Origin of the sequence: Streptomyces filamentosus (genome assembly GCF_014654895.1) — a bacterium.
Taxonomy (GTDB): Bacteria; Actinomycetota; Actinomycetes; order Streptomycetales; family Streptomycetaceae; genus Streptomyces; species Streptomyces filamentosus.
Window position 1 is genome coordinate 1794927 of record NZ_BNBE01000002.1, and the last position, 21694, is coordinate 1816620.

The 21694-nt window shown below is 70.5% G+C and carries 26 protein-coding genes and 1 pseudogene; 15 read left to right on the forward strand and 12 right to left on the reverse strand.

All coding sequences use genetic code 11. The annotated features are described in order from the left end of the window. Positions 1–9: 9 nt before the first annotated feature. Together IE326_RS27095 and IE326_RS27100 are read right to left on the reverse strand one after the other, a co-directional pair. Complete coding sequence (locus IE326_RS27095) at positions 10–558, reverse strand: hypothetical protein (protein WP_190043382.1); 549 nt, start codon at positions 556–558, stop codon at positions 10–12. 45 nt (positions 559–603) lie between these two features. Then, a complete protein-coding gene (locus IE326_RS27100) occupies positions 604–1329 on the reverse strand; it encodes a PP2C family serine/threonine-protein phosphatase (protein ID WP_190043383.1) in 726 nt (241 codons plus the stop codon). Positions 1330–1577: 248 nt separating this feature from the next. Between IE326_RS27100 and IE326_RS27105 the strand changes: the two genes are divergently transcribed. The 4 genes from IE326_RS27105 to IE326_RS27120 all read left to right on the forward strand — a co-directional run bounded on the left by IE326_RS27105 (position 1578) and on the right by IE326_RS27120 (position 5734). Further along, positions 1578–2828 (forward strand): hypothetical protein, encoded by a 1251-nt coding sequence (locus tag IE326_RS27105; protein ID WP_190043384.1) that lies wholly within the window; start codon positions 1578–1580, stop codon positions 2826–2828. A 177-nt stretch (positions 2829–3005) separates the two neighbouring features. Then, positions 3006–3971, forward strand: a complete 966-nt coding sequence (locus IE326_RS27110) for a DNA-processing protein DprA (RefSeq protein WP_190043385.1) — start codon at positions 3006–3008, stop codon at positions 3969–3971. After that, on the forward strand, positions 3968–4711 hold the full coding sequence (locus IE326_RS27115) for a ComFC family protein (protein WP_229915658.1): 744 nt from the start codon (positions 3968–3970) through the stop codon (positions 4709–4711). The genes IE326_RS27110 and IE326_RS27115 overlap by 4 nt, the downstream gene beginning before the upstream one ends. A 141-nt stretch (positions 4712–4852) precedes the next feature. Next, positions 4853–5734: a M48 family metalloprotease gene (locus tag IE326_RS27120; RefSeq protein ID WP_190043386.1), complete on the forward strand. Its 882-nt coding sequence runs from the start codon at positions 4853–4855 to the stop codon at positions 5732–5734. A 76-nt stretch (positions 5735–5810) separates the two neighbouring features. On the opposite strand, the gene IE326_RS27125 is transcribed toward IE326_RS27120, so the two are convergent. Then, positions 5811–6143: a hypothetical protein gene (locus IE326_RS27125; protein WP_190043387.1), complete on the reverse strand. Its 333-nt coding sequence runs from the start codon at positions 6141–6143 to the stop codon at positions 5811–5813. Between the two features lie 72 nt (positions 6144–6215). Further along, a complete protein-coding gene (locus IE326_RS27130) occupies positions 6216–7361 on the reverse strand; it encodes a hypothetical protein (RefSeq protein WP_190043388.1) in 1146 nt (381 codons plus the stop codon). Positions 7362–7856: 495 nt separating this feature from the next. On the opposite strand from IE326_RS27130, the gene IE326_RS27135 reads away from it, so the two are divergent. Beyond that, positions 7857–8402 (forward strand): hypothetical protein, encoded by a 546-nt coding sequence (locus tag IE326_RS27135; RefSeq protein WP_190043389.1) that lies wholly within the window; start codon positions 7857–7859, stop codon positions 8400–8402. 100 nt (positions 8403–8502) lie between these two features. On the opposite strand, the gene IE326_RS27140 is transcribed toward IE326_RS27135, so the two are convergent. From IE326_RS27140 to IE326_RS27155, 4 genes are all read right to left on the reverse strand, one after another. Then, positions 8503–9225 (reverse strand): hypothetical protein, encoded by a 723-nt coding sequence (locus IE326_RS27140; protein ID WP_190043390.1) that lies wholly within the window; start codon positions 9223–9225, stop codon positions 8503–8505. Positions 9226–9472: 247 nt separating this feature from the next. Next, positions 9473–10069, reverse strand: a complete 597-nt coding sequence (locus IE326_RS27145) for a hypothetical protein (RefSeq protein WP_190043391.1) — start codon at positions 10067–10069, stop codon at positions 9473–9475. 710 nt (positions 10070–10779) lie between these two features. Next, positions 10780–10962 carry a hypothetical protein gene (locus tag IE326_RS27150; protein WP_190043392.1) on the reverse strand — a complete coding sequence of 61 codons (183 nt, stop codon included), beginning with the start codon at positions 10960–10962 and terminating at the stop codon, positions 10780–10782. A gap of 93 nt (positions 10963–11055) precedes the next feature. Continuing rightward, positions 11056–11469 (reverse strand): hypothetical protein, encoded by a 414-nt coding sequence (locus IE326_RS27155; RefSeq protein WP_190043393.1) that lies wholly within the window; start codon positions 11467–11469, stop codon positions 11056–11058. Positions 11470–11834: 365 nt separating this feature from the next. Between IE326_RS27155 and IE326_RS27160 the strand changes: the two genes are divergently transcribed. After that, positions 11835–12143 carry a hypothetical protein gene (locus tag IE326_RS27160; protein WP_190043394.1) on the forward strand — a complete coding sequence of 103 codons (309 nt, stop codon included), beginning with the start codon at positions 11835–11837 and terminating at the stop codon, positions 12141–12143. Positions 12144–12197: 54 nt separating this feature from the next. Here IE326_RS27160 and IE326_RS27165 read toward each other — a convergent pair whose 3' ends face one another. Then, complete coding sequence (locus tag IE326_RS27165) at positions 12198–13073, reverse strand: IS5 family transposase (RefSeq protein WP_190043395.1); 876 nt, start codon at positions 13071–13073, stop codon at positions 12198–12200. A gap of 305 nt (positions 13074–13378) precedes the next feature. Here IE326_RS27165 and tpg point away from each other — a divergent pair. The 5 genes and pseudogenes from tpg to IE326_RS27190 all read left to right on the forward strand — a co-directional run. Beyond that, positions 13379–13645 (forward strand): annotated as a pseudogene (gene tpg, locus IE326_RS41070) (telomere-protecting terminal protein Tpg); the annotation flags it as partial. Positions 13646–13722: 77 nt separating this feature from the next. Continuing rightward, a complete protein-coding gene (locus tag IE326_RS27175; RefSeq protein WP_190043397.1) occupies positions 13723–14706 on the forward strand; it encodes a hypothetical protein in 984 nt (327 codons plus the stop codon). Between the two features lie 77 nt (positions 14707–14783). Beyond that, positions 14784–15155 carry a hypothetical protein gene (locus IE326_RS27180; protein WP_190043398.1) on the forward strand — a complete coding sequence of 124 codons (372 nt, stop codon included), beginning with the start codon at positions 14784–14786 and terminating at the stop codon, positions 15153–15155. Between the two features lie 57 nt (positions 15156–15212). Next, positions 15213–15551 (forward strand): hypothetical protein, encoded by a 339-nt coding sequence (locus IE326_RS27185; RefSeq protein WP_190043399.1) that lies wholly within the window; start codon positions 15213–15215, stop codon positions 15549–15551. After that, positions 15548–15772 (forward strand): hypothetical protein, encoded by a 225-nt coding sequence (locus IE326_RS27190; RefSeq protein WP_190043400.1) that lies wholly within the window; start codon positions 15548–15550, stop codon positions 15770–15772. Before IE326_RS27185 ends, IE326_RS27190 begins: the two co-directional genes overlap by 4 nt. Before the next feature lie 81 nt (positions 15773–15853). Here IE326_RS27190 and IE326_RS27195 read toward each other — a convergent pair whose 3' ends face one another. Then, positions 15854–16405: a hypothetical protein gene (locus IE326_RS27195; protein ID WP_190043401.1), complete on the reverse strand. Its 552-nt coding sequence runs from the start codon at positions 16403–16405 to the stop codon at positions 15854–15856. Between the two features lie 383 nt (positions 16406–16788). Between IE326_RS27195 and IE326_RS27200 the strand changes: the two genes are divergently transcribed. Further along, positions 16789–17040, forward strand: coding sequence for a hypothetical protein (locus IE326_RS27200; RefSeq protein WP_190043402.1), 252 nt, complete (start codon positions 16789–16791; stop codon positions 17038–17040). Beyond that, positions 17037–17405 (forward strand): fic family toxin-antitoxin system, toxin component, encoded by a 369-nt coding sequence (locus tag IE326_RS27205; RefSeq protein WP_190043403.1) that lies wholly within the window; start codon positions 17037–17039, stop codon positions 17403–17405. The genes IE326_RS27200 and IE326_RS27205 overlap by 4 nt, the downstream gene beginning before the upstream one ends. A gap of 100 nt (positions 17406–17505) precedes the next feature. On the opposite strand, the gene IE326_RS27210 is transcribed toward IE326_RS27205, so the two are convergent. After that, entirely contained in the window at positions 17506–18009 is a 504-nt protein-coding gene (locus IE326_RS27210) for a hypothetical protein (RefSeq protein WP_229915659.1), read from the reverse strand. Between the two features lie 182 nt (positions 18010–18191). Between IE326_RS27210 and IE326_RS27215 the strand changes: the two genes are divergently transcribed. Then, the gene (locus tag IE326_RS27215; protein WP_190043404.1) at positions 18192–18887 is read left to right on the forward strand and encodes a hypothetical protein; all 696 of its coding nucleotides are present in this window, start codon (positions 18192–18194) and stop codon (positions 18885–18887) included. Between the two features lie 12 nt (positions 18888–18899). Here the strand turns inward: IE326_RS27215 and IE326_RS27220 are convergent, their stop codons facing one another. After that, entirely contained in the window at positions 18900–19166 is a 267-nt protein-coding gene (locus IE326_RS27220; RefSeq protein ID WP_229915660.1) for a hypothetical protein, read from the reverse strand. 244 nt (positions 19167–19410) lie between these two features. Here IE326_RS27220 and IE326_RS41075 point away from each other — a divergent pair, with 244 nt between their 5' ends. Then, complete coding sequence (locus tag IE326_RS41075; RefSeq protein WP_229915661.1) at positions 19411–20412, forward strand: serine/threonine-protein kinase; 1002 nt, start codon at positions 19411–19413, stop codon at positions 20410–20412. Positions 20413–21694: the final 1282 nt, after the last annotated feature.

Consider the following 21694-nt stretch of genomic DNA (forward strand, 5'->3'; position numbering starts at 1 on the left):
AGTGGCGCATCAGCCAAGGTCGGTGAGCAGGGACAGCGCCACACCTAGCTCGTGCTCCGGCTCGGCGTGCGGGACACCGTCCGCGCCGAGGAACAGGTAGTAGTACGCCGTTGTCAGCTGCCGCGGAGCTGAGGTCCCGCCCACGGTGCTCAGGTTGCCGGCAGAGTACACGTGCGGCAGCCAGCTCGGGCCCACGATCGCTTCCACCCAGGCCCGCGCCTCCGCCGGGTCAACGGCCTGGCGTGTGCCGAGCTGCTTGTGCTTCGCTGCGACCGACAGCGTCAGCACGCTCCCTTCCCGGCCCGGCCGCTCCAGGAGTACGGCCTGGTCCGTGATGTCCCCGACGATGGTCAGGACGGCATGCCGGTCGGTCACTGAACGCACCGGTCCGAAACTGTGCGGCACCATCTTTCCCTCCGCCTGCATCTGCTTCAGCACGGTTGTGGGCACTACGGAGGCCAGGCCGCTGTCGGCCGGGTCCGTGGAGAAAAGGCCACGGCGAAAGCGCCGCAGCTCCTCCTCCTGTTTACGCAGGACGGTACGAATATCTACAGACATGCCGTCAACGTTACAAGCCGTCCCCGTCCAGGTCAGGGCGGGTGCTCACCCCTCTGCCCGGAGCAGGGCGATCACGGTGGCGTCGTCGCGGTACCCGCTCTCGTCTTCCGCCGCCGCTGCGACCAAGGAGTCGGCGAGCAACTGGGGGGCGGTCGCGTGCTCGAGGCACAGCCGGGCCTGCACTTCCGGGGGCACCTGGTCGGAGACCCCGTCGGACATCAGCAGCACCAGCGCGACCTCCGAGGGAATCTGCACCTGTCGGCACGTCGCCGCCCCGGCCTGGGCCAGCCCGAGCCTCGACCAGTTGTCGTGCTTGACGGCGTCGAGTTCCACGGCGGCGCCCCCGTTCCACCGGAGCCAGTTCCCCATCGTCTGATCGGTCGACCACTGCCTGAGCACGCGCCCATCCCACCCGTAGGCCCTGCAGTCCCCGATCCAGTGGACGCTCGTCGGCTGTCCCGGCTGCGCGCCGGCGAAGACCGCGGACGCGTGCGGGGGCCGGTCGTAGGCTGCGGCCATCTGCCCGGCCGCCATCAGGCCGGCCAGGCCGCCCACCGCGGCCCCGATGTGGGTGATAACCGCCGGAGTGATCGCCGCGTACCGGACCACCTCCGGACGATGGCCGGCCCCGTCGACCACCGCGGCGCACACCATCTCCCCGAGGCGCTGCACGTCGGCTCCGTCCGCGCAGGGCGGCTCCGTCCCAGGCCGCTGGGCCAGCCCCACCACGATCTTCTCGACGGGTACCGCCCGGGCATTGCGCTCTTCCATCGTCCATGCCTCCGTTCCGGGGGCCGGTGTGGCCCTCTCGCCCTACAAGCCGCCCGGGGCAGAGGAGTGGACTTCTTGACGAAGTCGAGGCGGGTGTGACGCATGTGGCAGTGAATCCGCCGATGACGGAGCCGCACGGGCGGCTGGGATGGGAGCAGGGATTCGGAGACTGAGGGCGCGCGGTCATGCCGGCTGAGATCATGGCAAGAGGGTCAGCTGATGACCATGGCACAGCAGTGGGGGCGGCGATGGACGAGACGAACACGGTGCGCGCGGTCGCGATCGACTACAAGGCGGTGCTGCGCTCGCCTGGGCGTGCACACGACGGGATCGCCGACTTCCTGCGGTGGCTCGGCGAACGCGGCATCTCCTTCGTGCTGCTCACGACCGACTCCCTCGACGCCGAAGCCGCCATGAGGGCCGCCGGTCTGCCCACGCCCGCCCTCCACCTGTGCCGCGACGACATCCCCGGCCAGCCGGCCCGTGGCAGCGGGGCCTGGTTGACGACGGTCGCCGACCGCCTCAAGCTGCGCCCGAATCAGCTCGTCATCGTGGGGACCTCGGAATGGGACTGGCGTACCGGCATCAACGCCGGAGTCGTCCACATCTTCGCCCGCTGGGCCAACCATGTGCGGAACGCGAAGGGCATGATCACCATGTCGGTGGACCAGCCGGCCGATGTCGGTGAGCTCCTGGAGCACTTCTTCCTGGACGAGCCTCGCTGGGCCTTCAGCCACGACGATGACGCCCGCTCATTCAAGATCCGCTCGCTGCTGCCTCCCAACGTGCGCTTCCCTCAGGCCCCCGGCCGGACCTTCGAGCTCCAGGACGTCTTCACCCGCGGCCGTACCATCACCGTCGGCACCCAGGACGCCCGCGACATCCTGATGCTGCGCCTGCTTTCCTCCGCCTACCTCGACGGCACCCTGCCCCACCGCAGCCTCTTCTGCGTCTACCCCAGCAGCTCCCCGGGCAAGGTCAGCCAGCAGCTCGCCGGCTTCCTCACCAATGCGAAGGTGATGGTCGGCTCCTACTACCGCGAGGACCTCCTCGAGCGCGTCGCCCAGGCCCCGGACACCAGCTGGGAGCGGGCGAAGAAGAACTGGGGCCCGGCAAGCACGGCGGACATCTCGATCGGCGCCCAGGCCCGCACCGTCCGGATCAACCCCCAGTACAAAGGCAAGCTCAAAGGCAAGACCGTGATCGTCTTCGACGACTTCACCACCGAAGGCAAGTCCATCGAATGGGCCCGCACCCTTCTGACCAGCGCCAAGGCAGAGCAGGTCATCGCCCTGACCATCGGCAAGTACCGCGCCTCCCGCCACACCGCCTACCAGCTGCGCCCCGGTACGACGATCGACCCCTTCCAAGCCAGCTCCCACCTGGCCGCCACGAACTTCGTGACGACGTCCGTCACTGGCGCCGCAGGCCAGGGCCCCGATGACGCGCTGAAGGCCACGATGTCCCACTTCATCGCCGCCGTGCAAAGCGCCGAATGATCTTTGCCCGTTGTCCGGCCTTCGGAGTCGGCGCGGCCCGGGCGACCGGCACCGCGGATCGAGTCGACCGTGCCCTTGCCTCCCGTACGCGGACCGCGTGCGCCATGATGGAAGTGGCCCGAGTACCTCGCTTCATCCTTCGAACATCCCGGGGCCACGAGTAGAAGGACACCCCTGATGGACCTCAACATCACCGCTGAGCAGCACGATCTGCTGACGCTGTGCGCGTTGCGCACCGGCGACGCCACCCTCGACTGGAGCCTGCTGGCCCGCGGCGCCCACAGCCCCGAGGGCTTGGCCGCGCTCATGGACGGACAGCTGCACGAGGACTCCCGTGCCGCGACCAAGAACCGCCCCCTGCTGCAGCAGGCCCTGACCGCCGGCCTCGACGACGCCCGCGCCCGAGTCGACGACGAGCTCGCCGCCGCCGACAAGATCGGTGCACGCCTGGTCACGGTCCTCGACAAGGACTACCCGGCGAACCTGCGCGTGATCGGCAACCTGCCGCCGTTCCTCTTCTACCGCGGCGAACTCGATCAGCGCGACGCCCGCTCCATCGCGATCGTCGGCACCCGCCAGGCCTCCGAGGCCGGGCTGCGCCGGGCGGCCCGGATGGCCCGCGAGCTCGTCGACCACGACGTCGTGATCGCCAGCGGTCTCGCCAAGGGCGTCGACGCCGCCGCCCACCAGGCCACGCTCACCGCCGGAGCCCGCACGTTCGCCGTCATGGGCACCGGCATCGCCGCCCCGATCTACCCAGCCGAGAACCGTCCGCTCGCGAAGGCGATCCTCGCCTCCGGCGGAGCGCTGCTGAGCCAGTTCTGGCCCACCCAGCCACCAGCTCGGCACACCTTCCCGCGCCGCAACGTCGTCACCTCCGGCACCACGCTGGGCAGCGTCGTCATCGAGGCCTCGAGTACGTCGGGCGCCAAGATGCAGGCCCGCCTGGCCGCCGAGCACGGCAAGCTCGTCTTCCTGATCCGGTCCCTCGCCGACACCCAGCCCTGGGCCAAGAAGATGCTGGACGAGGGCCGAGCCATCCTGGTCACCGACTCCAGCGACATCACCGACCGCCTCGGCCAGGCCGCGGACATCCAGGCCGCCGGACAGCAGCGCCAGCAGCTCGCCCTGGCCGGCCTGTGACGGCCGGTCTCCCGGATCCGGCAGGCTTCCCCGACTGCCCGGTGTGCGCCTACCGCATCACCGGCACCGCCCGCCTGTGCTCCGACTGCGCCGGCCGCACCCTCCAGCCCGTCGCCGAACCCCACTGCCCGGTCTGCTCCCAGGGCCTCGCACCCGGCAGGCCGTGCAGCAACGCGGTGTGCTCGCTGCCGGAGGCCGAGCGGGGGTTCTCCCGCGTCGACGCGGTGGCCATGTACTCCGGAGCCCTGCGCGACAAGATCCACAAACTGAAGTACGAGGGCAAGACGGGCTGGGCGATGATCTTCGGCCGCCTCCTCGTCGGCTGGATGGAGAGCCACCCCGAGGCCATGCGGGGCGTCGACTATGTCGTCGGCAATCCCACCCACAGTGGGCGTCAGCCCATCCAGCACATCGAGGCGATCATGGACGCGGCCTTTACGGAGGACGTCACACGGACCCACCCGCTCAGCCCGCCGGGCAGCCACCGGCTGGTGAAGCATTCCGAGACCGCCCGCTCCGCGACCCGGACCCTGGACGAGAAACGCGCGGCCGCGACCGCACATGCCGCCGCCCTGACCTGGACCGGAGACACTCGCGACATCAAAGGAGCCACCATCCTTCTGGTCGACGACGTATTCACCAGCGGGTCGCAGCTTCAGCACGTCGCACGCAGGCTTCGGGCAACCGGCGCCGCTGACGTCCGCGGACTCGTTCTCGCGCGCGTTCCCTGGGGCGGATGACCCCGCTGGAGCTGCGCCGGCGGTTACGTACGCGTCGTCCGGTTGCCACGTCCACCTCGGACCAGGCGCGACGGCCCCTGCTGCCGCTGCCGAGGCCAACGCGGTAACCACGACCGGCACACGCCGACTACGGTGATCACCATGAATCTGGGGGACATCCTGCAACGCCACGCTGGGCAGGCCGTCGCCGCGACAGCGATCATCAGCCAGACCATCATGACGCAGCTACGCGGACCGTCGGCCGGGGCCGCCGTCGCCCTCGCGGTGGCCACCGGCGTTCTGTGGGCCGCGCAGGGGCGCGCCCGACAGAGATCGGCGATCCACATGGGACCGGTGGCCCAGGCCCTCACCTGGCAGGTTCACGCAGGGCAAGAGCCTCGCCAGTCTGACAGCGAAACGTACCGCCACCTGGCCGCCAGGATGCGGCAGACCACCGAGCACGTACGCCGAACGACCGCACAGCGCGGACTGGAGAAAGTCACGCTGGCCGTCTCCAGCGAGCCCGATAGCTGGGCCGACGCCCGCTCCACCGGCCACGGCCGCCGCGGACACATCTGGCTCGGCATGCGCTGGCTCCACCCCCGCCACACCGCCCACCTCCCCGCGGTCCTGGAGCACGAGTTCGCCCACCTCCAGCGCCGCGACACCGGCAAGGGCATCGTCGCCGAGTCCACCGCGGTTATGTCGGTCAGCCTGGCGGCCGGCCTCCTGCCCTTCCCCGCCTTCTCCCTGACCGCTGCGGCCGCTTGGATGCTGACCGTCCTGTTCCACTGGTGGGGCGAACTCGCCTGCGACCTCGCGGCTGTCCGCGTCTGCGGCCGGTCCGCAGTGGCCGAGATGTGGCGCGAGGACCTCGAGCGCGACCGCGCCCGCTCCCTTTGGCCCCGCATCTGGGCGACGGCCCGCGGCCTGCGCACCCATCCACCGACGCGCCTTCGAGTCTTCTTCGCCGAACATGCTCCGATGCCCAGCCAACCCACCGCCGTGCCCCAGCACCCTCTGCACGTGCCGGTAACCAGCTGACCGTCGCAACCACCTGTCGCGTATGCCGATCAGACCATCCGCCCGAGGACCGGCCCTCTGCCGGAGATCGTGTCTGTCAGGTCGTGGGGCGAGCGGACTGCCCTACCTTCAAACACGCGCTCTGCTCGTGCTGCAGAGCACGACGGAGATGATGGCCGACGACGAGGGGCAGCAGCCCGCCCAGGCGGGCCACCGCTTTCAAATGTTCGACAGCCGTCCCCAGGTGGGATGCTGCCTCAACGTGCCCGTCTGGATCGGCCTGGAGCCGGTCGAGAGCCTGGGCCAATCCGTCGGCGAGCTCGGTGACGCCCGGGTCCTCGGGCACCTCGTAGCCCCACTTCGCTGCGGCGCCCGCCAGATCCTCGATGAGACGGGCGCGGGCGAATGCGTGACGGTTGATCAGGCTCATGACCCCATCTTCTCCCGAGCAGGTCCACACCGTGCGGAGTTGACCGAAAGCCGAGCCCGGGAGTGAGGAAACCTACGAGGAAGCCGGAGCGGCCGAGGGCAGGGAGAGGAAGGCCCGGACAGGCGGGGGAAGGAAGCCCGGAGTCTGTGCGAGGTCCCATTGCAAGCCCTCCTGCACCCGGTCGAGCTCGGCGAACGTTTCGCGCTGCAACAGCAGGAGCAGAGCCGACAGAGCGGTCGTGGTGGCCTTCTCATGCCGGGTGCGCAGCTCCTCCAGGAGGTAGAGCCCGGCCGGCAGCTGCCTGCTGATCCACCACTCCGTGGTGGCGTCGCCGGGCGCCCGGGCGGCAAGCTCTGCCTCCGTCCGCGCACACAGGTCCAGCGCCCAGGAGCGCACACCCTGGGCGACGTGCCAGGCGGCGGCGAGGTCCTCCGGCGAGGTCGTCTCCGCCAGCGTGCGGAGGACGCTGCGAACGTCGCCGGCTGGCATCGTCAGGCTGCCGTCGGGGCCCAGGACGGGAGAGTGCGGAACGTCGCGCACCGTGGTCTCCACCAGGGACGCGATCGGATTCGTGCCCAGGCCGGGTGCCATCCCACGCAGCAGCGCGCCCACCAGCGGCAGGGGCGCACTGCCCGTGAGCAAGGCGTCGGCGGCGAACAACGTGGCGCCCTGCGGCGTCAAGCGCTCTTCGTTCAAGTGCTCGTCGAGCGGGACAAGTTCCTCAGGCGGCCAGGGGACACCGGCTGACTCGAAGAACGCGGCGATCTGCTCGTCAACCCGGCGTGCGCGCGCGGGCACCATGATCGCAGCCTGGCCGCCGCGGCCGATATAGGAGTCGACGGCGTCCAGCTTCTCATCGACGTCCTGCCCCGGAACGGTGCCCGGAAGGCGGATGGATCCCACGGCGGTCCGGAAGGCGGCCCGGACGGTCGGCTCCGGCACCGGCAGGCCCTCTCCGAACAGGGCCAGCGCCACGTCCGCCGGCCGCCTCCCCCTCCCGGCCAGCCGGGCGAGACCGAGCACCAGAGCGAAGCTGGCGGCCACCGGCTGCGAAGTGCTCCCCCGACCGCGACCGAGCCCTCCACCATGCGCGTTCGCCGGGAGCAGCCCGTGGCGCCTCCATCCGGACAACTGCTTGCCCGTCACCGTGAAGCCGTGCTTGCGGGCATGATCGATGAGCTGCTGGTCCGCCCGGCTGGGCACCTTCGTGGTGTTCACCCTGCGACCCTACCGGCGCCGATCCACAGTAGTCGGCGGTTCTTGGAGACCCCCCACCTTCGCCCGGCCACCGTGCTACCGGTCCGCTGCAATTGGCGAAGAGCCGGCCCACCCGAATCAGGCTGGGCCGCGACCCGAGACGAAGGAGACGGATTCACCCATGACCAGGAACGCGGAACACCGTGAGCTGCGAACCCTTGTGCTCCTGCTGGCCACGGCGGTGGGCCTGCTCACCACAGCAGGGGTCGTCTGCTTGACATTCGCCTATCCAAGGCTGGCCGAACCCCTTGCAGTGGGCGCCGCTGTCCTGACGTGTCTGGCGGGCCTCGTGCGGTTGGTGGTCAAAGAGGGTGGGCGGCGTCGCTGACTGTGCCCGCTGCCGTCGCCTCACCTCGCGCTCACGCCCGAGGCCCACGTCACCTTGGACGTAGGTTTCGCGTGCTGATAGGAACTGGACCAGAGAAGCTGGGAAATTCCCGGCAGGAAAGGGGAACCATGTCGAATGGGGTAGACAACAAGAGCGCCCCGGCTGACATGACGACGGCCGCCGAGTTCGGCGGTCTCGTTGACCCCGCCCGCCCGATCTCCCCTGCGGAACAAGCGCTCTCGGACTGGCTGGAGACGACCCTCGCTGCGGAGACCCGGCTGGCTCACGACGGCACCGCAGAGTGGAAGTACCAGTCGGTATACGAGCTCATCGCTGCGTACGGCCGCTGGTTCACCCCTGCCGCCCTCCCGACCGGGGTGCGGGTGCTCCCAGAGCGGCAGTGTTTCGTCAACGCGGCGGAGACCGAGCTGGAGCACCCGGGCCTGGCCTACATCGAGGGCCTCGCGCTCGGGGGCGACAGCCCCCTACCGACGCTCCATGCCTGGTGCGCGGACGGGGACGGCCAGGTGATCGACCCGACATGGTCGGAGCTCGGAGGCAGTGCGTACCTGGGCATAGCCCTGCCCTCGGCCCTGAGGCCGCAAGGGCCGCGTTACTGGGGCGTCCTGGAGGCGCCCAACTCCTTGTACTCGCTGCTGCGCAGCGGTCTATGAGAGGCGCGTCCACCGGGCCTGGCTGCGCTCCCGCCGCCGCAGCCTCCGTCCGATGGTCCGCTGGCCAGGCCCATCGCCACGGCCGCCCGTGCGCCGGGGCTCAGGAGGCGGGCGTGGACCCTGCGGCTGCCGGCGACGACGTCAGGTCCCCGAGGAGCGACCGGAGGCCCTCTACGGTGCCGCAGGATTCGGCGAGGAACCGCACCTGCGCCGTGGACCCCTGGTTGTTCACGGTGCTCGCTCGCGCGTCGGCCGCCATATGGACTTCCTCGTACGCGTCCTTATCGCTCATTTCCGGGTGCGCGCCGTCGTTGTACTCCGTGGCCCCGTCCTCGTTGGCCGCGTCGTACACGGCTTCGTCCAGGTCGCCTTCCCTGATGCCGAACTCGGCCACCAGGGCTTCGGCTTCCTCATCGGAGATGACGTACTGAGGCTCGTCCTCGGCCGGTGGCGTCACGTCCATCCGAAGGGCGCGCCGCGTGGCCGTCCGGCGGCATTCCACCCGCCACACGTGCCAGCCGGCAGCCTGGAACACGGCGGCGACGCCGTCGAGGGCCTGGTTCCGGGCGGTCCGCACGATCCGGGTGTCCCGCGTCCTCATGCCGCCCTCGTCCTGCGCTCCGTCGATGAACCAAACCACTTCCAGCATCCGGGCCGCCGCTCCCGGCCACACGAACGCGCCCTGTGGTCCCTGCGCGCTGTGCCACTCCCGGTAGAGCATCTTCCGGCCCGGCACCGTCGCCAGCGTTACACCGCCCGCCCGTAGCACCTTCAGCGCTGCGGCCACCGCAGGATCCTGGGCATACTCGGGCAGCGCGCCCACCGAGTCCGGCTCCGCTCCGCCGCTCGGTCCCTCCGCCACTGGGGACGTCGTACTACACATCAAGTGGTCCTCTCTCAGGATGACGGCGAACTCGTACCCGTCGCCGTTCGATGGTCTGGTGCTCAGGGTCAGCCTGGGCTCCGGGCATGAAGCAGTGGCCCAGGTGCAGCTACGACGGCTGGCGTAGCGGGGCTTGGCGAGCTCCACGCCATGCCCCTGACCACCCCGCCCCGTCTCCGCCGATTGATCAGTTGCCTCGCTGCGACGTGTAGTGGAAGTGGGCATAGGTGATCGCGTCGCGCCAGAGGCCGAGCGCGCGCAGATACTTTCGGAGGGCATCGTCCTTGGTGCGCCCGGTGACGCGGATCGGCTTGCGGCCGTCGTGGCCGCACGCGTCGTCCACGTACCAGCCGGTGGCGCGGCCTGCAGCGTTGCGGGTGCGCCCCAGAGTGCCCTGAGGCTGCTTGGGAGAGCGGGTGCCCTGGGAGACGGTCACGACACCGCTGCCCGGCGCGGTCAGGGTGACCTCGACTACAGCGAGACGGCCGGTGGCTTCCAGGTGCAGTCGCATCACCTGGTCGACGGCGACAGTCGGGACGGCGCTGCCCCAGTGGTTGGCTCGGCCGTCTGGGAGATCCTTCAAGTGCGCCTCGTACAAGGCAAGTCCTGTGTCGGTCACATGCAGGTCGTAGGGGCTGCTCCTCGTCGCGAGCAGGCCACAGGCGACGGCGTCGTCGAGGTGGACCCCCAAGCCCATCGGGGTGATGTGCTTGATCGGGTCGCCTTCAGCGGCTCCCTTGACCAGGGCGAGGATGTGCGTCGGGCTGGCGACGAGCTGGGGCACGTTCAGTCTTCCTTCTCAAGGGCGTGGCGCCAGGCTTGCTTCTCGGCCGCTCGCGCCTGACGCCGTTCGATGGCCTGGTGCCAGCCGCGTGGAGGGACGGAGAAGTAGTAGCAGGTGCAGCCGCGACGGCCGGCGTAGCGGCAAGGGTGACCGGCGTGGCGGCGTACGGACTTGGCGAGCATGCGTGCCACCGGGGGTACTCCTGTCGGGTCTCTGCTGGGGCTGTCGGACACCGCGATGCCGCAAACCCTAACGCAATAAATCCAATTATGAAAGTTTCATCCGTCTGGGGTGCGCCCGTGCATGCCTCCGTCCCCGGCGCCCCCTGGCGCGCGGGCCGCTCATGCCTGCCGCCGCCTGCGCCGCCCCGCCCGGCGGCCAGGCTGCCGCATGCCAGTGCCGCCCTGGGATGTTCGGGGTTGTTCGCTGAACAGAACCGTCCGAGGGTCATACTCAGAGCCCCCGGCCCAGGAGCGCCTACCGGCCCGGTTCCTGGCCGCTGCTCTACGGCAGCGCCCGCTGCCGACCCTGACACCGGGCCCTCCGGGCGGCATGTCATCGGGCCCTCTGTCCGTGGTTCTGCGGTCCGGCCGCGCGTTCGGACCGGTAGCGCCCCGCCGCAGCCCTTCGCCCGGTCGTGTGGCTGTCCGGCCGCGCGGCGCGGCGCCGTCCGGGGCCCGGGCGCGTTCTGTTGCTTGTCGGCTGTGGGCCTAGTTGGTTTCTGTGGTCTGGTGGAGCGCCTCGAGGCGCCAGGTGCGGGTTTCGAGGCGCTTGATCTTCCGTCGGTGGGCGCGGCGGCTGTTGCGGCGGCGCTCCCCACGGGGCCGGGGCCCGACGAGGTGGTCCATCTCGTCGCGGCGGTGGCTGAAGGGCCTGTAGTCCAGAACTGGCATGGGGTGCCGCCTTTCGCGTTGAAGTCGGGCTGTGTCAGAGGGGGAGGGCGGTCGCTGCGGCGGCTTCGCCGGGCCGGGCGAATCGGGTCTTGGTCATGCGGATTCCTCCTCCTCGGCGAGTTCGGCTAGCTGGGCCGCCAGCTCGTTGACGTGGATGTAGATCAGCGCCTCGTTCTTGCCGTGGGGGTTCAGGTAGGGCTTCCCGTCGACCTGGAAGTGTTCCAGAGCCTCGTGGACGGCCTCGTTGATCGCCATGGAGAGGAAGTGGGCAAGCCAGTGCTGCTCGGTCGGCTCCTCAAGCACTTGGCCGTTCATGCAGAACTCGGGGGTCTGTTGCCATTCGCCGGCCTGCACTGCGCCGTCCTGGAAGGCGTCGGGGATGGCCGGGCCCAGGAGCTCGCTGGCGAGGAACCCGCGAGGCTCGGTGGTCTTGCTAAAAGTCAACCGGTGCGAGACTCGGGCCCTGACCTTCTTGAGGACGGCCTCCTGTGCGGGACTGAGGTCCATGCTTTCTCCCACCCTCGATGTCAGAGGTACTCAACCTCTCCATGCCAACAACGCCACACTACTACAATAAATCCAATTATGCAATCTCGATGTTCCCTCCCCTCGGCCGCGCCCGCCGCGCTGTCCTTCGTCGCCCACTACCGGCGGGCGACGAAGGACAGCAGCGATCGCGCGCCTCGCGGTAGCGGGCGATAGCGTCCTGGGCGCGTCGGACTGCAGCGTTAATGGGCATGGTGGCTTCCTCCTGTGGGGCTAGGCCGTGTGTCGAAAGTCGCTGAGAGGCAACGTTGTGGCGGGCTGGAGCGTCCATGGGGTTGCCGGATTCGGCTTGGGCAGGGTGTTGAGGGGGGCTCGTGGAGCGGGGTATGGGGAAGCAGGACGGTCCAGGGCGAGAGCTGAACGCTTACGAGAAGGTTCTCGCAGAGGACCGCCGCGTCATGCGCGAGATGTTCCGTGTGAGCATCGGCGGTGCCCATGCAGGGCTCGTCATAACGGTCTTCATCGTGGTCTTGTTCGCTGCCATTGGCGGCACCGTATGGGCTCTGATCGTTGGCGGAGCGGTTGCGTTCTGGTTCGCCGTCGCCCTTATCGCGGTTGTCGGTGGCGGTCGCCGCGGGTGGGCCGCAGCCAAGCGCGCTTACCTCTTGGCTTTCGGCTGGGCCGGCTGGCTGTGATCGTCGGCGAGGGGTATGGCCAACGCGAGCAGGCGGCATCGCCAACTCCGTCCGTCACAGCCATTCTCCGATCGCGGCGACAAGGACGGTGGCTTCGAAGCGGACGGCGAGCTTGTCGAATCGGGTGGCGACCGCCCGGTTCCTTTTAAGACGGTTGATCCCGCACTCGACCGCATGGCGTTCGCGGTAGTCGACCGGGTCGAAGCGCGGCGGCCGGCCGCCGCGGGCGCCGAGCTTTCGGCGGTTGCGTGCCTGGTCGGCCTTGTCCGGGATGGTGCAGCGGATCCCGCGGCGGCGTAGGTAGGCGCGGTTTCTGCGGGAGGCATACGCCTTGTCCGCACGCACCCGATCGGGGCGGACGCGTGGCCGGCCCGGCCCGATACGGGGCACGCGGACCTTCTTCAGCACCGGTTCGAACTGCGGCGAGTCGCCGCGCTGCCCGGCCGTGATCACGATCGCCATGGGTTTCTGGTCCTGCTCAACGGCCAGGTGCACCTTGGTGGTGAACCCGCCGCGTGAGCGACCAAGTCCGTGGTCATCGGGCTCGGTGAACACACCGCCCGGCGGTTCCTTCTGCAGGTCACCCTGCTTGCGGGCCCCGGCCGCATGCTGATGAGCACGACAGACCGTGGAGTCGACGCTCAGGTCCCACGTGATCGCCCCCTTCGCATCGGCCAGGGACTGCAGCCGGGTCAGGATCCGGTGCCAGATGCCGTTCCGCTGCCACCGGCGGAACAAGTCGTAGACCCGGCCCCACGGCCCGTACTCGACGGGCACGTCCCGCCACGGAACACCGGTCCGGACCCGAAACCGTATGCCGTCGATCAACCGCCGCCGAGGCCAGACGGGCGGCCGGCCCGCCTTCGTGCCCTTCGGCAACAACGGCTCCAGCACCGCCCACTGCTCGTCCGTGAGATCTCTCCGACCCATGAACCGTGATCATTCACAGCCCAAGATCCACTTTCGACACACGGCCTAGGCGTCTTCGGCGCCGCCCTCGAATGGTTGGTTGGACTGCGCTTCCACGCCAATGGCGTAAACTCTACCTGAATAAATCCAATTAAACAGTTCTCCTTGTGTGGATCGTTGCGGCACCTGCTGTCCTGATTTTCTGCATGCGGCTGTCAGCAGAGAATCGGCACCTGGATGTCAGTGGTGTAGCCGGGTGACCTGCTAGTTCTTACTGTCGGGTGGTGACGAACTGGCGCTGGTAGTAGTGACGAGAGGCCAGGTCAACCCCAGAGACCCGGGCCCGCTTCGGCTACAAGGCCGCTGCCGGCACCACCGACGACGGCCGCTTCCGCCGGCTCACCGTCAAGCCCTCCACTTACCAAACCCGCCGCCTGTTCGAGGCCCAGGAAATGGGCACCACCGACCAGCTCCTGCGCGAAATTGTCGCCGAGGGATTCAAGGAAACCTATTTCCAGGACAACGGCGCCCGCGCTGTGGGACTGTCCGACGTGTACCTCACGAATATCGACTACCTCGACGTCGAGTACTAGAAAACCGGAACCTTCCAGCCCGAAATCCGTTGAGCAGGGAAAGCCCGAGCGGTGCCATTAAAGAAGCGAGGAACACCGTGACCGACACCAGCTCTGACGCCGTCGACGTCTTCGGTATCGACTGCGACAAGAGCCACCTGATCCACGCGGACTACGACAGCGTCCGCATCGCCGACGCGCTGCGCCGCAGCCCCCACTTCACCGCCGCGTACGCCAACCCCGGCGACTACGACGTCGTCTTCGCCACCTCCGACACCGGTGACGGCCGGGCCTGGCTCCTCACGCTGAAGGACCCGGCCCCCTCCGACGACGACATGCTCGGCATGCCCGTCCTGCACGAGGCCCTGGCGGCCGCGGTCCTCAATCACCCCGACTTCGTCGCCGCCACCCCGGACTACCCCAGCGACGGCGACATCACCATCCACACCCGCGACGGCCAGCGCTACCTCGGTGTCATCGGCATCGCCACCGACGAGGACACCGCCCTGCTGAAGCAGCCGGCCCCAGCCGCCGCACCGTCCGAAACCGCCCGCCACGACGTCGTCCACATCGCTGCCGCGCTGCGCAGCAGCCCGCACATCCGCTCCGTCACCCCGGTCGAACCCGGCGACACCGCGGTCTGGTTCAAGGACGCCGACGGTCTTGAGCACGAACTGGCCCTGGTCTCCTCCGAGCCGATCTCGGACGCTCCGTCCGTGGCCTACACCTGGGACGCCGTCGCCGCCGCGATCGGCAGCCACCCCCACTTCACCCGCTCGGTACTGGAGGAGCGGTCCTTCGGTCCGCTCAACCTCGACACCGTCACCGTCTACACCCGCACCGGCACCGAGTACACGCTGAAGCTGACGCTCAAGCTGCCCGGCGATCCGCGCCCCGAGCGCAGGCCGGTCTCCCCGGCCGCCGACCTCACCACTGCCGCCGAGCGACTCCTGCACCCCCAGGCGACCGATTCCGACCGCGCGATGGCCGGCCTGCTCAACCACGTCGCCGCCACCTGGGACAGCCTCGACGCCCCGCTGCGCGAGCACGCCCATGCCGTCGCCCGCACTCTCATCGGCTAGACCCCGCTCCGGTCCCCGGCACTGCAACTGCCGGGGACGGATCCCTCCCCCTCTCCGCCACTCTTCCGGAAGGCCCCATGCCCCGCGATGACGACGGGCAGCAAGCCGAGCTCCTGCTCGACCAGGTGCGGTTCGACCTGATCAGCGCCGGGTTCCACGTAGCGCCGCCTGGGCCGCTGACCGACGAGCACCAGGGCGGCGTCGTGGTCCACCTCGACGACGACCACCAGGTCACGGTCGACTGGCTCACCCACCACCGCCTGGACGCCGCCGCCCTCGACATGGTGGAAGCCGACCGCCTCGAAGAGGACGTCGTCACCCGCTACGAGACCGTCAGCACCACGATGAACACCGCCCTCGCCACCGTGCTGCACGCCTTCGGCTACCGCACCAGCCGGCCGCTGTTCGGCACCGGCTTCACTGTCCAGCCGCCCCGCACCGCTCCGTAGCCCCACCCCGCCGTCCGGCTCCGTCCCGGCGGAGCCCCGCACCCCTGGGAGAACCCCGTGACCGACTACCTCGACCACGACGAGGACCTGGACGAGGCCGCGTTCGCCCGGCGCCGCCAGGCCGGTCAGCTCGACCACATCAACACCTACTACCGCCTGCCCGAACGCCTGGGCGTCACGGCCGCGCTCGGCGTCCGGGTCCGCCACGAGGACCGCGAGGGCACGATCACCGACACCGCCGGCCAGTACCTGCGCGTCCTGCTCGACGGCGACACCGACACCACCGTCTGCCACGCCACCGCGTCCATGGCCTACCAGCGCCCCGACGGCACCTGGGCGAGGGCCACCCCGCTCCCCGACCCCTACGCCCGCACCACCGACGAGGCCGGGCAGTGACCCGGCCCGGGTCGGAGCAGGACTCCCTCGAGGCGTCCTGGGCACTGCCGGCCGCGCCCCGCTGCGGCCACTGCGGCGAGCGCATCACCTCTGCCGACGGGCCCGGGGACACCTGGTTCGGGCCCGTACCCGAGCCGGGCCAGGACCGCCTGGACGTGCCCGTCTACCACCTGACCCGCAACCCCTGCCGGATCGCCGGCGGCCTCCCGCCCCGTTCCTGACGGCACACGCCCCGTACGCGAAGAGCGCCTCGCCCCGGCATTGCAGCTGCCGGGGCGAGGCGCTCTTCAGTCTCCCAGGTGTCAGGGAGCGCAGTGCGTGCAGGCAGGGGTGCCGGCGAAGGCGCGGTCGGCTGCGGCGACATCACGGCCAGTGAGGTGCGCGGCCGCGTCCAGGGAGGCGGACAGCGGACGACGCGTGGAAGTGCCGACATACGGCTTGTCCGTGGTGATGTACCGGTCAGCCGATGCGGCGTATCCCCCCGGGTTCTTGCGGTAGACGGTGGTCGCACGGCTCGCCCGAGACCACGTCGCTTCGGCAGCGCCCCATTTCTCCTCGGCGTCCGTCGCGCTCATGCGAAGAGCCTCGCCGATGGTCTCCCAGCTCGTCCCGCGAACCCTCTCGGTGATCACCGCCTGCGTAATCACCGAAGCATCCACACCGCGAGGCAGCGCTCGCACGTAGTCACCCGCCCGAGCCAGGTCCTCACCCACCATCTGTGCGTACACACCCAGGCGTGACGCGGCAGATTCGATCAGGTTCACCAGCTGGATCCTGGCGATGTCGGACTCGGTGAAGCTGTCGGCCGGCAACTGCTCCGGGTCCACCTGAACGGTATCGATCTCGATAGTCATGGCGCGGATCGTAGAGCCGTACTGACCGCCCTCCAGATGTAAGACTCACACCCTGTTTCCCCAGGTGAGACGGCACACCGCACGGTTGGAAGGCTGTGAGGTGCAGCGGGACGAACCACGGCCGAACCTGGACCTGGCGGTGTTCCGCCGCCGATGTCCCACGATCGGGTGGACCGCAAAGCGCCGGTCGTGCCGACCTCCCCGCCTCGCGAAGACCCGGTCGGACTGCGGTCGGCCCGCACCGGTTCCGGGGAAGGACGTGAGCCCCGGGGGTGGGTGCCCGTACGGTAGGAGACACAGGATTTACACGCCCGGGGGCCGCCACCTCGGGTGACCGCCACAGGCCCCCGGGCCTCTTGTTCTCCACCCGCCAGGAGACCGTCATGAGCACATCCGCTTCGCACCCCGGCCGCCGCGAGCTGCGCGTCACCGTCACCGACGAGGTCTACGAGCAGCTCCAGGCGCTCGCGGCCGACAAGGCTGTCCCGGCGGAGGAGTACGCTGCGCGGATGCTCACCGACGACATCACCCGCTCCCGGTTCCTTGCCGGCGCTGAGGAGTTCGTCGCCGAGCACGCCCTCGGCTTCGCCGAGCGCTTCGGCCCCCGCCCCGCCGCTGGAGACCAGGCTGCGTGAACCTGACCGTCGACCTCATCTGGCTCCTGCAGGTCGCCCAGGAGAAGATTCCGGGCGATCCCGACGTCGTCGACTTCGGAGCTCTGGAGGCCGCCCGGGCCCGCCACTGCGCGGTCGTCATGGGCACGACCGTCTACCCCGAGCCGCACCACCGCGCCGCCGCCCTCCTGCAGTCCCTCGTCCGGCTGCCCGCCCTGGAGCACTCCAATGAGCTGTACTCGGCCGTCGTTGCCGCGGCCTTCCTGAGCGCCAGCGGCCGCGCGGTGAAGGTGAGCACCCAGCAGGCCGGGGACTTGATCGAGCAGGCCGCGAACGGGCTGGACGTCCGCGACATCGCCACCGCTCTGGCCGCCTGGACCCCCTGAGGCTCTGTCGTCCTCGGCCCCGTCCAGGCCGCACCGGGCCGTTTCCACGGCGTAGTCACCGCCGTATCCACCCGGGCGGCAACCCGTAGCCGCCCGGTAGTCACCAGCGGCCCCGGGACCGCTCGGCACCGAGCTGGACCTCGCGCCGGCACTCGCGGCAGTCCGGCAAGCCGCTCACGCGCCGGCCCTCTCCCTCCGCCCACCTGAAGCCGCACAACGACAGGGCCCCGTCCTCTTCGGGGTCGGTGGCGTGCGAGTCGTGGCCCGGCACGTTCCACGTGACCGTCGTGCCGCCCTCGTAGGGAGCGCCCTCCGGCCACTCGTACACGGCCTCGGTGGTTGTGCAGCGCATCCGGAGGTCGGGCCCCTCCCAGCGGGGACCCCGCCGGCGGGCACCCAGCCGGGCCTCGGTCGCGGCGTCGACGGCGTCGGCCAGGCGCTCGAAGGACAGGTCGTAGTCCTCCATGTGACGCCAGGTGCCCGGCTCCTGCTTCCGCATCAGCTCACGGAACTCCAGCAGCAGCCGCTCCAGGTCGTGCCGCCCGACCCGCAGGGTGTCGGTCGCGTCGTCGTACTCGTCGTTGGGGGTGATCTTCACGGGCATCGCACTGCTCCTTGTCCACGCACGCTGGTGGGCCCGAGTGTGCCGGGAACGCGCGGGCCGGGTGGCCGTATCCACCCGTTGCCACCCGGACGGCAACGCGTATCCATGCGCAGCAGCCTTTCGTTGCCGCCGAGCCGGGTAGCGTGCCAGGGACTGATCCGGACCCGGGGTGGGGAGTGGCGATGCGGTTCGCACGGCTGGAAGAGAACGGCCCGCTGACGTCGACCGAGCTGGGGGCGCTGCGGTCGCTGAACGCGGCAGTCCTGACCTCTCGGTACGAGTTCGAGTCGGCCGGCGCCGTCTGGGACCGGCTGGAGAGCCGCGGGGACGTGGCAGACGTGCACGAGGCGGCCACGACGTTCCCGTTCTACGGGGAGGCCATCCACGAGATCGCGCGCAGCGCGGCCGCGCACGAGCGGCGCGTGGCGCTGACCGCCTGGAGGTATACGGCCGCGGCGGTCGTCCTGGGCGTCGCCGTTCTGCAGCGCGTCGCCGAGACGAAGCCGCCGTTGTCGGCCGCGACGGTGGAGAAGCTGTGCCAGGAGCCGACGCTAGGCCGGCTGCACGAGGCGCTGTCGGTGCCGGTGGCCGACCTGGTGCCGGTGCTGGAGCACGACCTCGTCGATCACCGCACCCGCACAGCGGAGCAGTGGGCCCAGGCGCGTGACCGGGTGGACCACGCGATCGACCTCGTCCTGGAGATCGCCGAGGACGAGGATGCGGCCCACCCCCGCACCAAGGACGAAGCGGCCGGCTGTCTGCTGACCGAGCACTGCCCGCCCCACACCGACCCCGTCTACCACGGCGCCCTGGAGCCGCTGTTCCAGCTGGCCGAGGACGTCCCGTTCGACATCAGCAGAGTCATCAAGAACAGCTGAGTACCCCGCGACTCAGTCCTGCGGTGGCATGGCGCCGGGCAGCCGCCCGGCGAAGTCCCACCACTGCTCGATGGTCCACACGACGGCGCTGGAGCGGTCGGTGGACATCCGCAGCCACACTTCCTCGCCGCCGGGCATGAGCGCGACCTCGAGGTGCGGCTCGTCCCACGTGCCCAGCGGATACATCCAATCGATGCCGTCGGGCCAGGTCCGCGTCGCTACCGTGCGCACGCTCAGCGCCGCGGCGAAGGCGTCCAGCGCCGTCTTGGGTATCCGCACCTCCGCCGGCTCCCGCTCGACCCCCGCCACCGGGCCCCTCTCGCATCGTGCGGCAGGCCCGCGCCCGCCGTCGCGGATCAGCGTGACAGAACCGCTCCCCGCGAGCTGTCACGCTGTGAGGTCTATGAGGCTCACAGGGCGTTTTCCCAGGTGAACGGGTGGGTTATGAGGCTGCCAGGCGGAGCGCGCGCTGGTGCTTCCGCGCGCCCTGGTGGTGCCCGCCAGCCCGGAGGACGATGGAGTCGTGGGCGAGCACGACGAGGACCAGGAGCACGGCGCCGAACCGGCGCGGCCGCCGCTGACGACCGCCCAGGCCCGGGAGATGACGGCGGGGCTGCGCGAGGCGATGGACGACGTCCGGCGCTCCGTGGCGGCCCTCGCCGCCCGGGTCCGCGACGCGCACGCCGCCCGCGTCTGGGTGCCCCTCGGGCACAGCAGCTGGGAGTCGTACTGCGCCGCGGAGTTCGGCATCAGCCGCGCCCAGGCGTACCGGCTCCTGGACGTCGCCCGTTCCCTCGCCGCGATCCACGGCGCGGTCGCCGCCGGCACCGAGCTGTCTCGCACGCGAGACAGCGACCCGGCCGCCGCGGCCGCGCTCGACTACGGCCTGTCCCAGCGCGCCCTGATTGCCGTCTCCAGCCGCGCGGAGGACGTCGCGGAGCTGATCACCCGCCGACTCGCCACGCTCGCCCACAGCGGCCTCCAGGCCCTCGACACCGCCACGGTGCGCGCCGTGGTCCGCCAGGCCGACCGGGACGTCCGCCCCGCCCCGCCGCGTGTTCCGGCCGGCCCCGCCCGCCCGTCCCTTGCCCCGCTGCCTGCCGCTCCCCGCCCCGTCCCGGGCTCGCGCCGCCGCCCGCCGCTCTGGTCCCGGGCCTGGCTGCCGTCCACCGCCCCGCCCCGGTCCGCGGCTGGGCCCGCCTCCGCGGTGTACCCGGCTGTCCGTACCCGCCCTCCGGCGCCGCCCGCGCCCGCCCCGGCGGCGCCCTCCGGCCCCACCCCGGCGCCGTGCCGAGCCGCGCCGCCTCCGCGCGCCGCGCCTGCGTGGTGTCTGGTTGGGAGCTCGGGTTCCTCCTGGGGCCCGCGCCGTACCCTGTCGTCCCGCTTCCCCCGGGCCCGGCCGCGCGCGTCGCCCGAGCCGGGCCGTTCCCGCCCCCCGGTCGCCGAGTCGCGCCCCTGCTGCGTCCGGCGCCGAGCTGTGTACACCCCGGCCCAGGCGGACCCGGCCCAGGCGGACCTGGCTTAGGTGGCCGGTCCGGTGGCGCCTGCTTTCCGGCCTCGGCCGGCCTGCGTCTCGCCGTCTGCTGTGGCCGGGGGCGGTGGGTTGTTCGGGGTTGTTCGCCGTTGTTCGCCGTTGTTCGGCGAACATTGGTGAACGTCGGTGAGGAGCTGGCCTGCTGTGTCCGCCGCCCATCCGCCGCGCCGCCCGCTTGCTGTCCGCGGCCGGTGGCGCCGCGCCTCTGGCGCCGTGCCGGCGGCATGAGCGCCGCGCTCCGTGTCCGTCCGGCCCCAGTCCGCCCGGCCGAGCTGTCCCGGCTCCGGCACCCGCGCTCCGCCGCCCGGCCCCCGGGCGCCGTCCTCGCCGTGCGTACCGCCGCCCGCCGCCCGGGCCCCGCGCCCGCTCGTCGTGCCTGCTGCGCCCCGGCGCTCCGGCCGCGTGCCGCGTCCCGGTACCGGCGTTGAGGGCTCGCTGGGCGGCCGTCCGTGGGCTGGTTGTTCGAGGGCTGCGTCCGTGGTCTGGCTGTCCGCCGGCGGCCTGTTCCGGCCGCGGGGCGGAGGGTCGTGCTCTCCGGGCGTCCGCGGCCGCGTCCCCGGGGCCGTTCCGCCGGCTGGCCGTGGGCTGCCCCTGTGGGGTTGCTTTCCGGCGTGGGCCGCCTTGGTGGGGCTGCTTTCCGTCGCGGGCGGTGGCCCCGGCACGGGCCTGCTTTCGGCCTGCGGCCTGTGTGGTGCCGGCCCGGCGGGCGCCGGCTTGCGGGCTGGGTCCGCGTGGTCGTCCGGGCCTGGTGCCGTGCCGTGCCGTGCCGTGCCGTGCTTCCGGTCGTGGTTGATCGCTTCGTCGCCGTGTCGTGCAGCCGGCGGCCTGGCCGCGCTCGTGTCCGCCCGCCGAGCTCGTGCTGTGCGGTGTCGACCGCGCGCTCGCCGTGCCGTGCCCGTGTGCGCACGTCCTCCCATCCGCCCCGGTCCGGCGCCGTTGACTCCGGGCCGCCGGGCTAAGGCGTAATTCGCCTTTCCCGCCCCGGTGTTACGTGTTGAAATCCAAGGGGGATTACGTAACAGGTTTCCGGTTGAGTTTGTTACGCTTTCTGGAGCGGCTTCTGACGGAGATTAAGCGGCGGCCTGCGCTGCATTGTTGCCGCTTTCTCTGATTTCCTGTCAGATTTCATCCAGACAGGACCCTGAGGCATAGTTTCAAGCACCATCGAACCGTTTCTATTACTCTAGTGGTGTAGACCAGTTGCGAGCAGTCATCGAGTATGGTTATGATGGATCGTCAGAAAGCAGCGGGCACAGACCCGCTTGCCACCCCC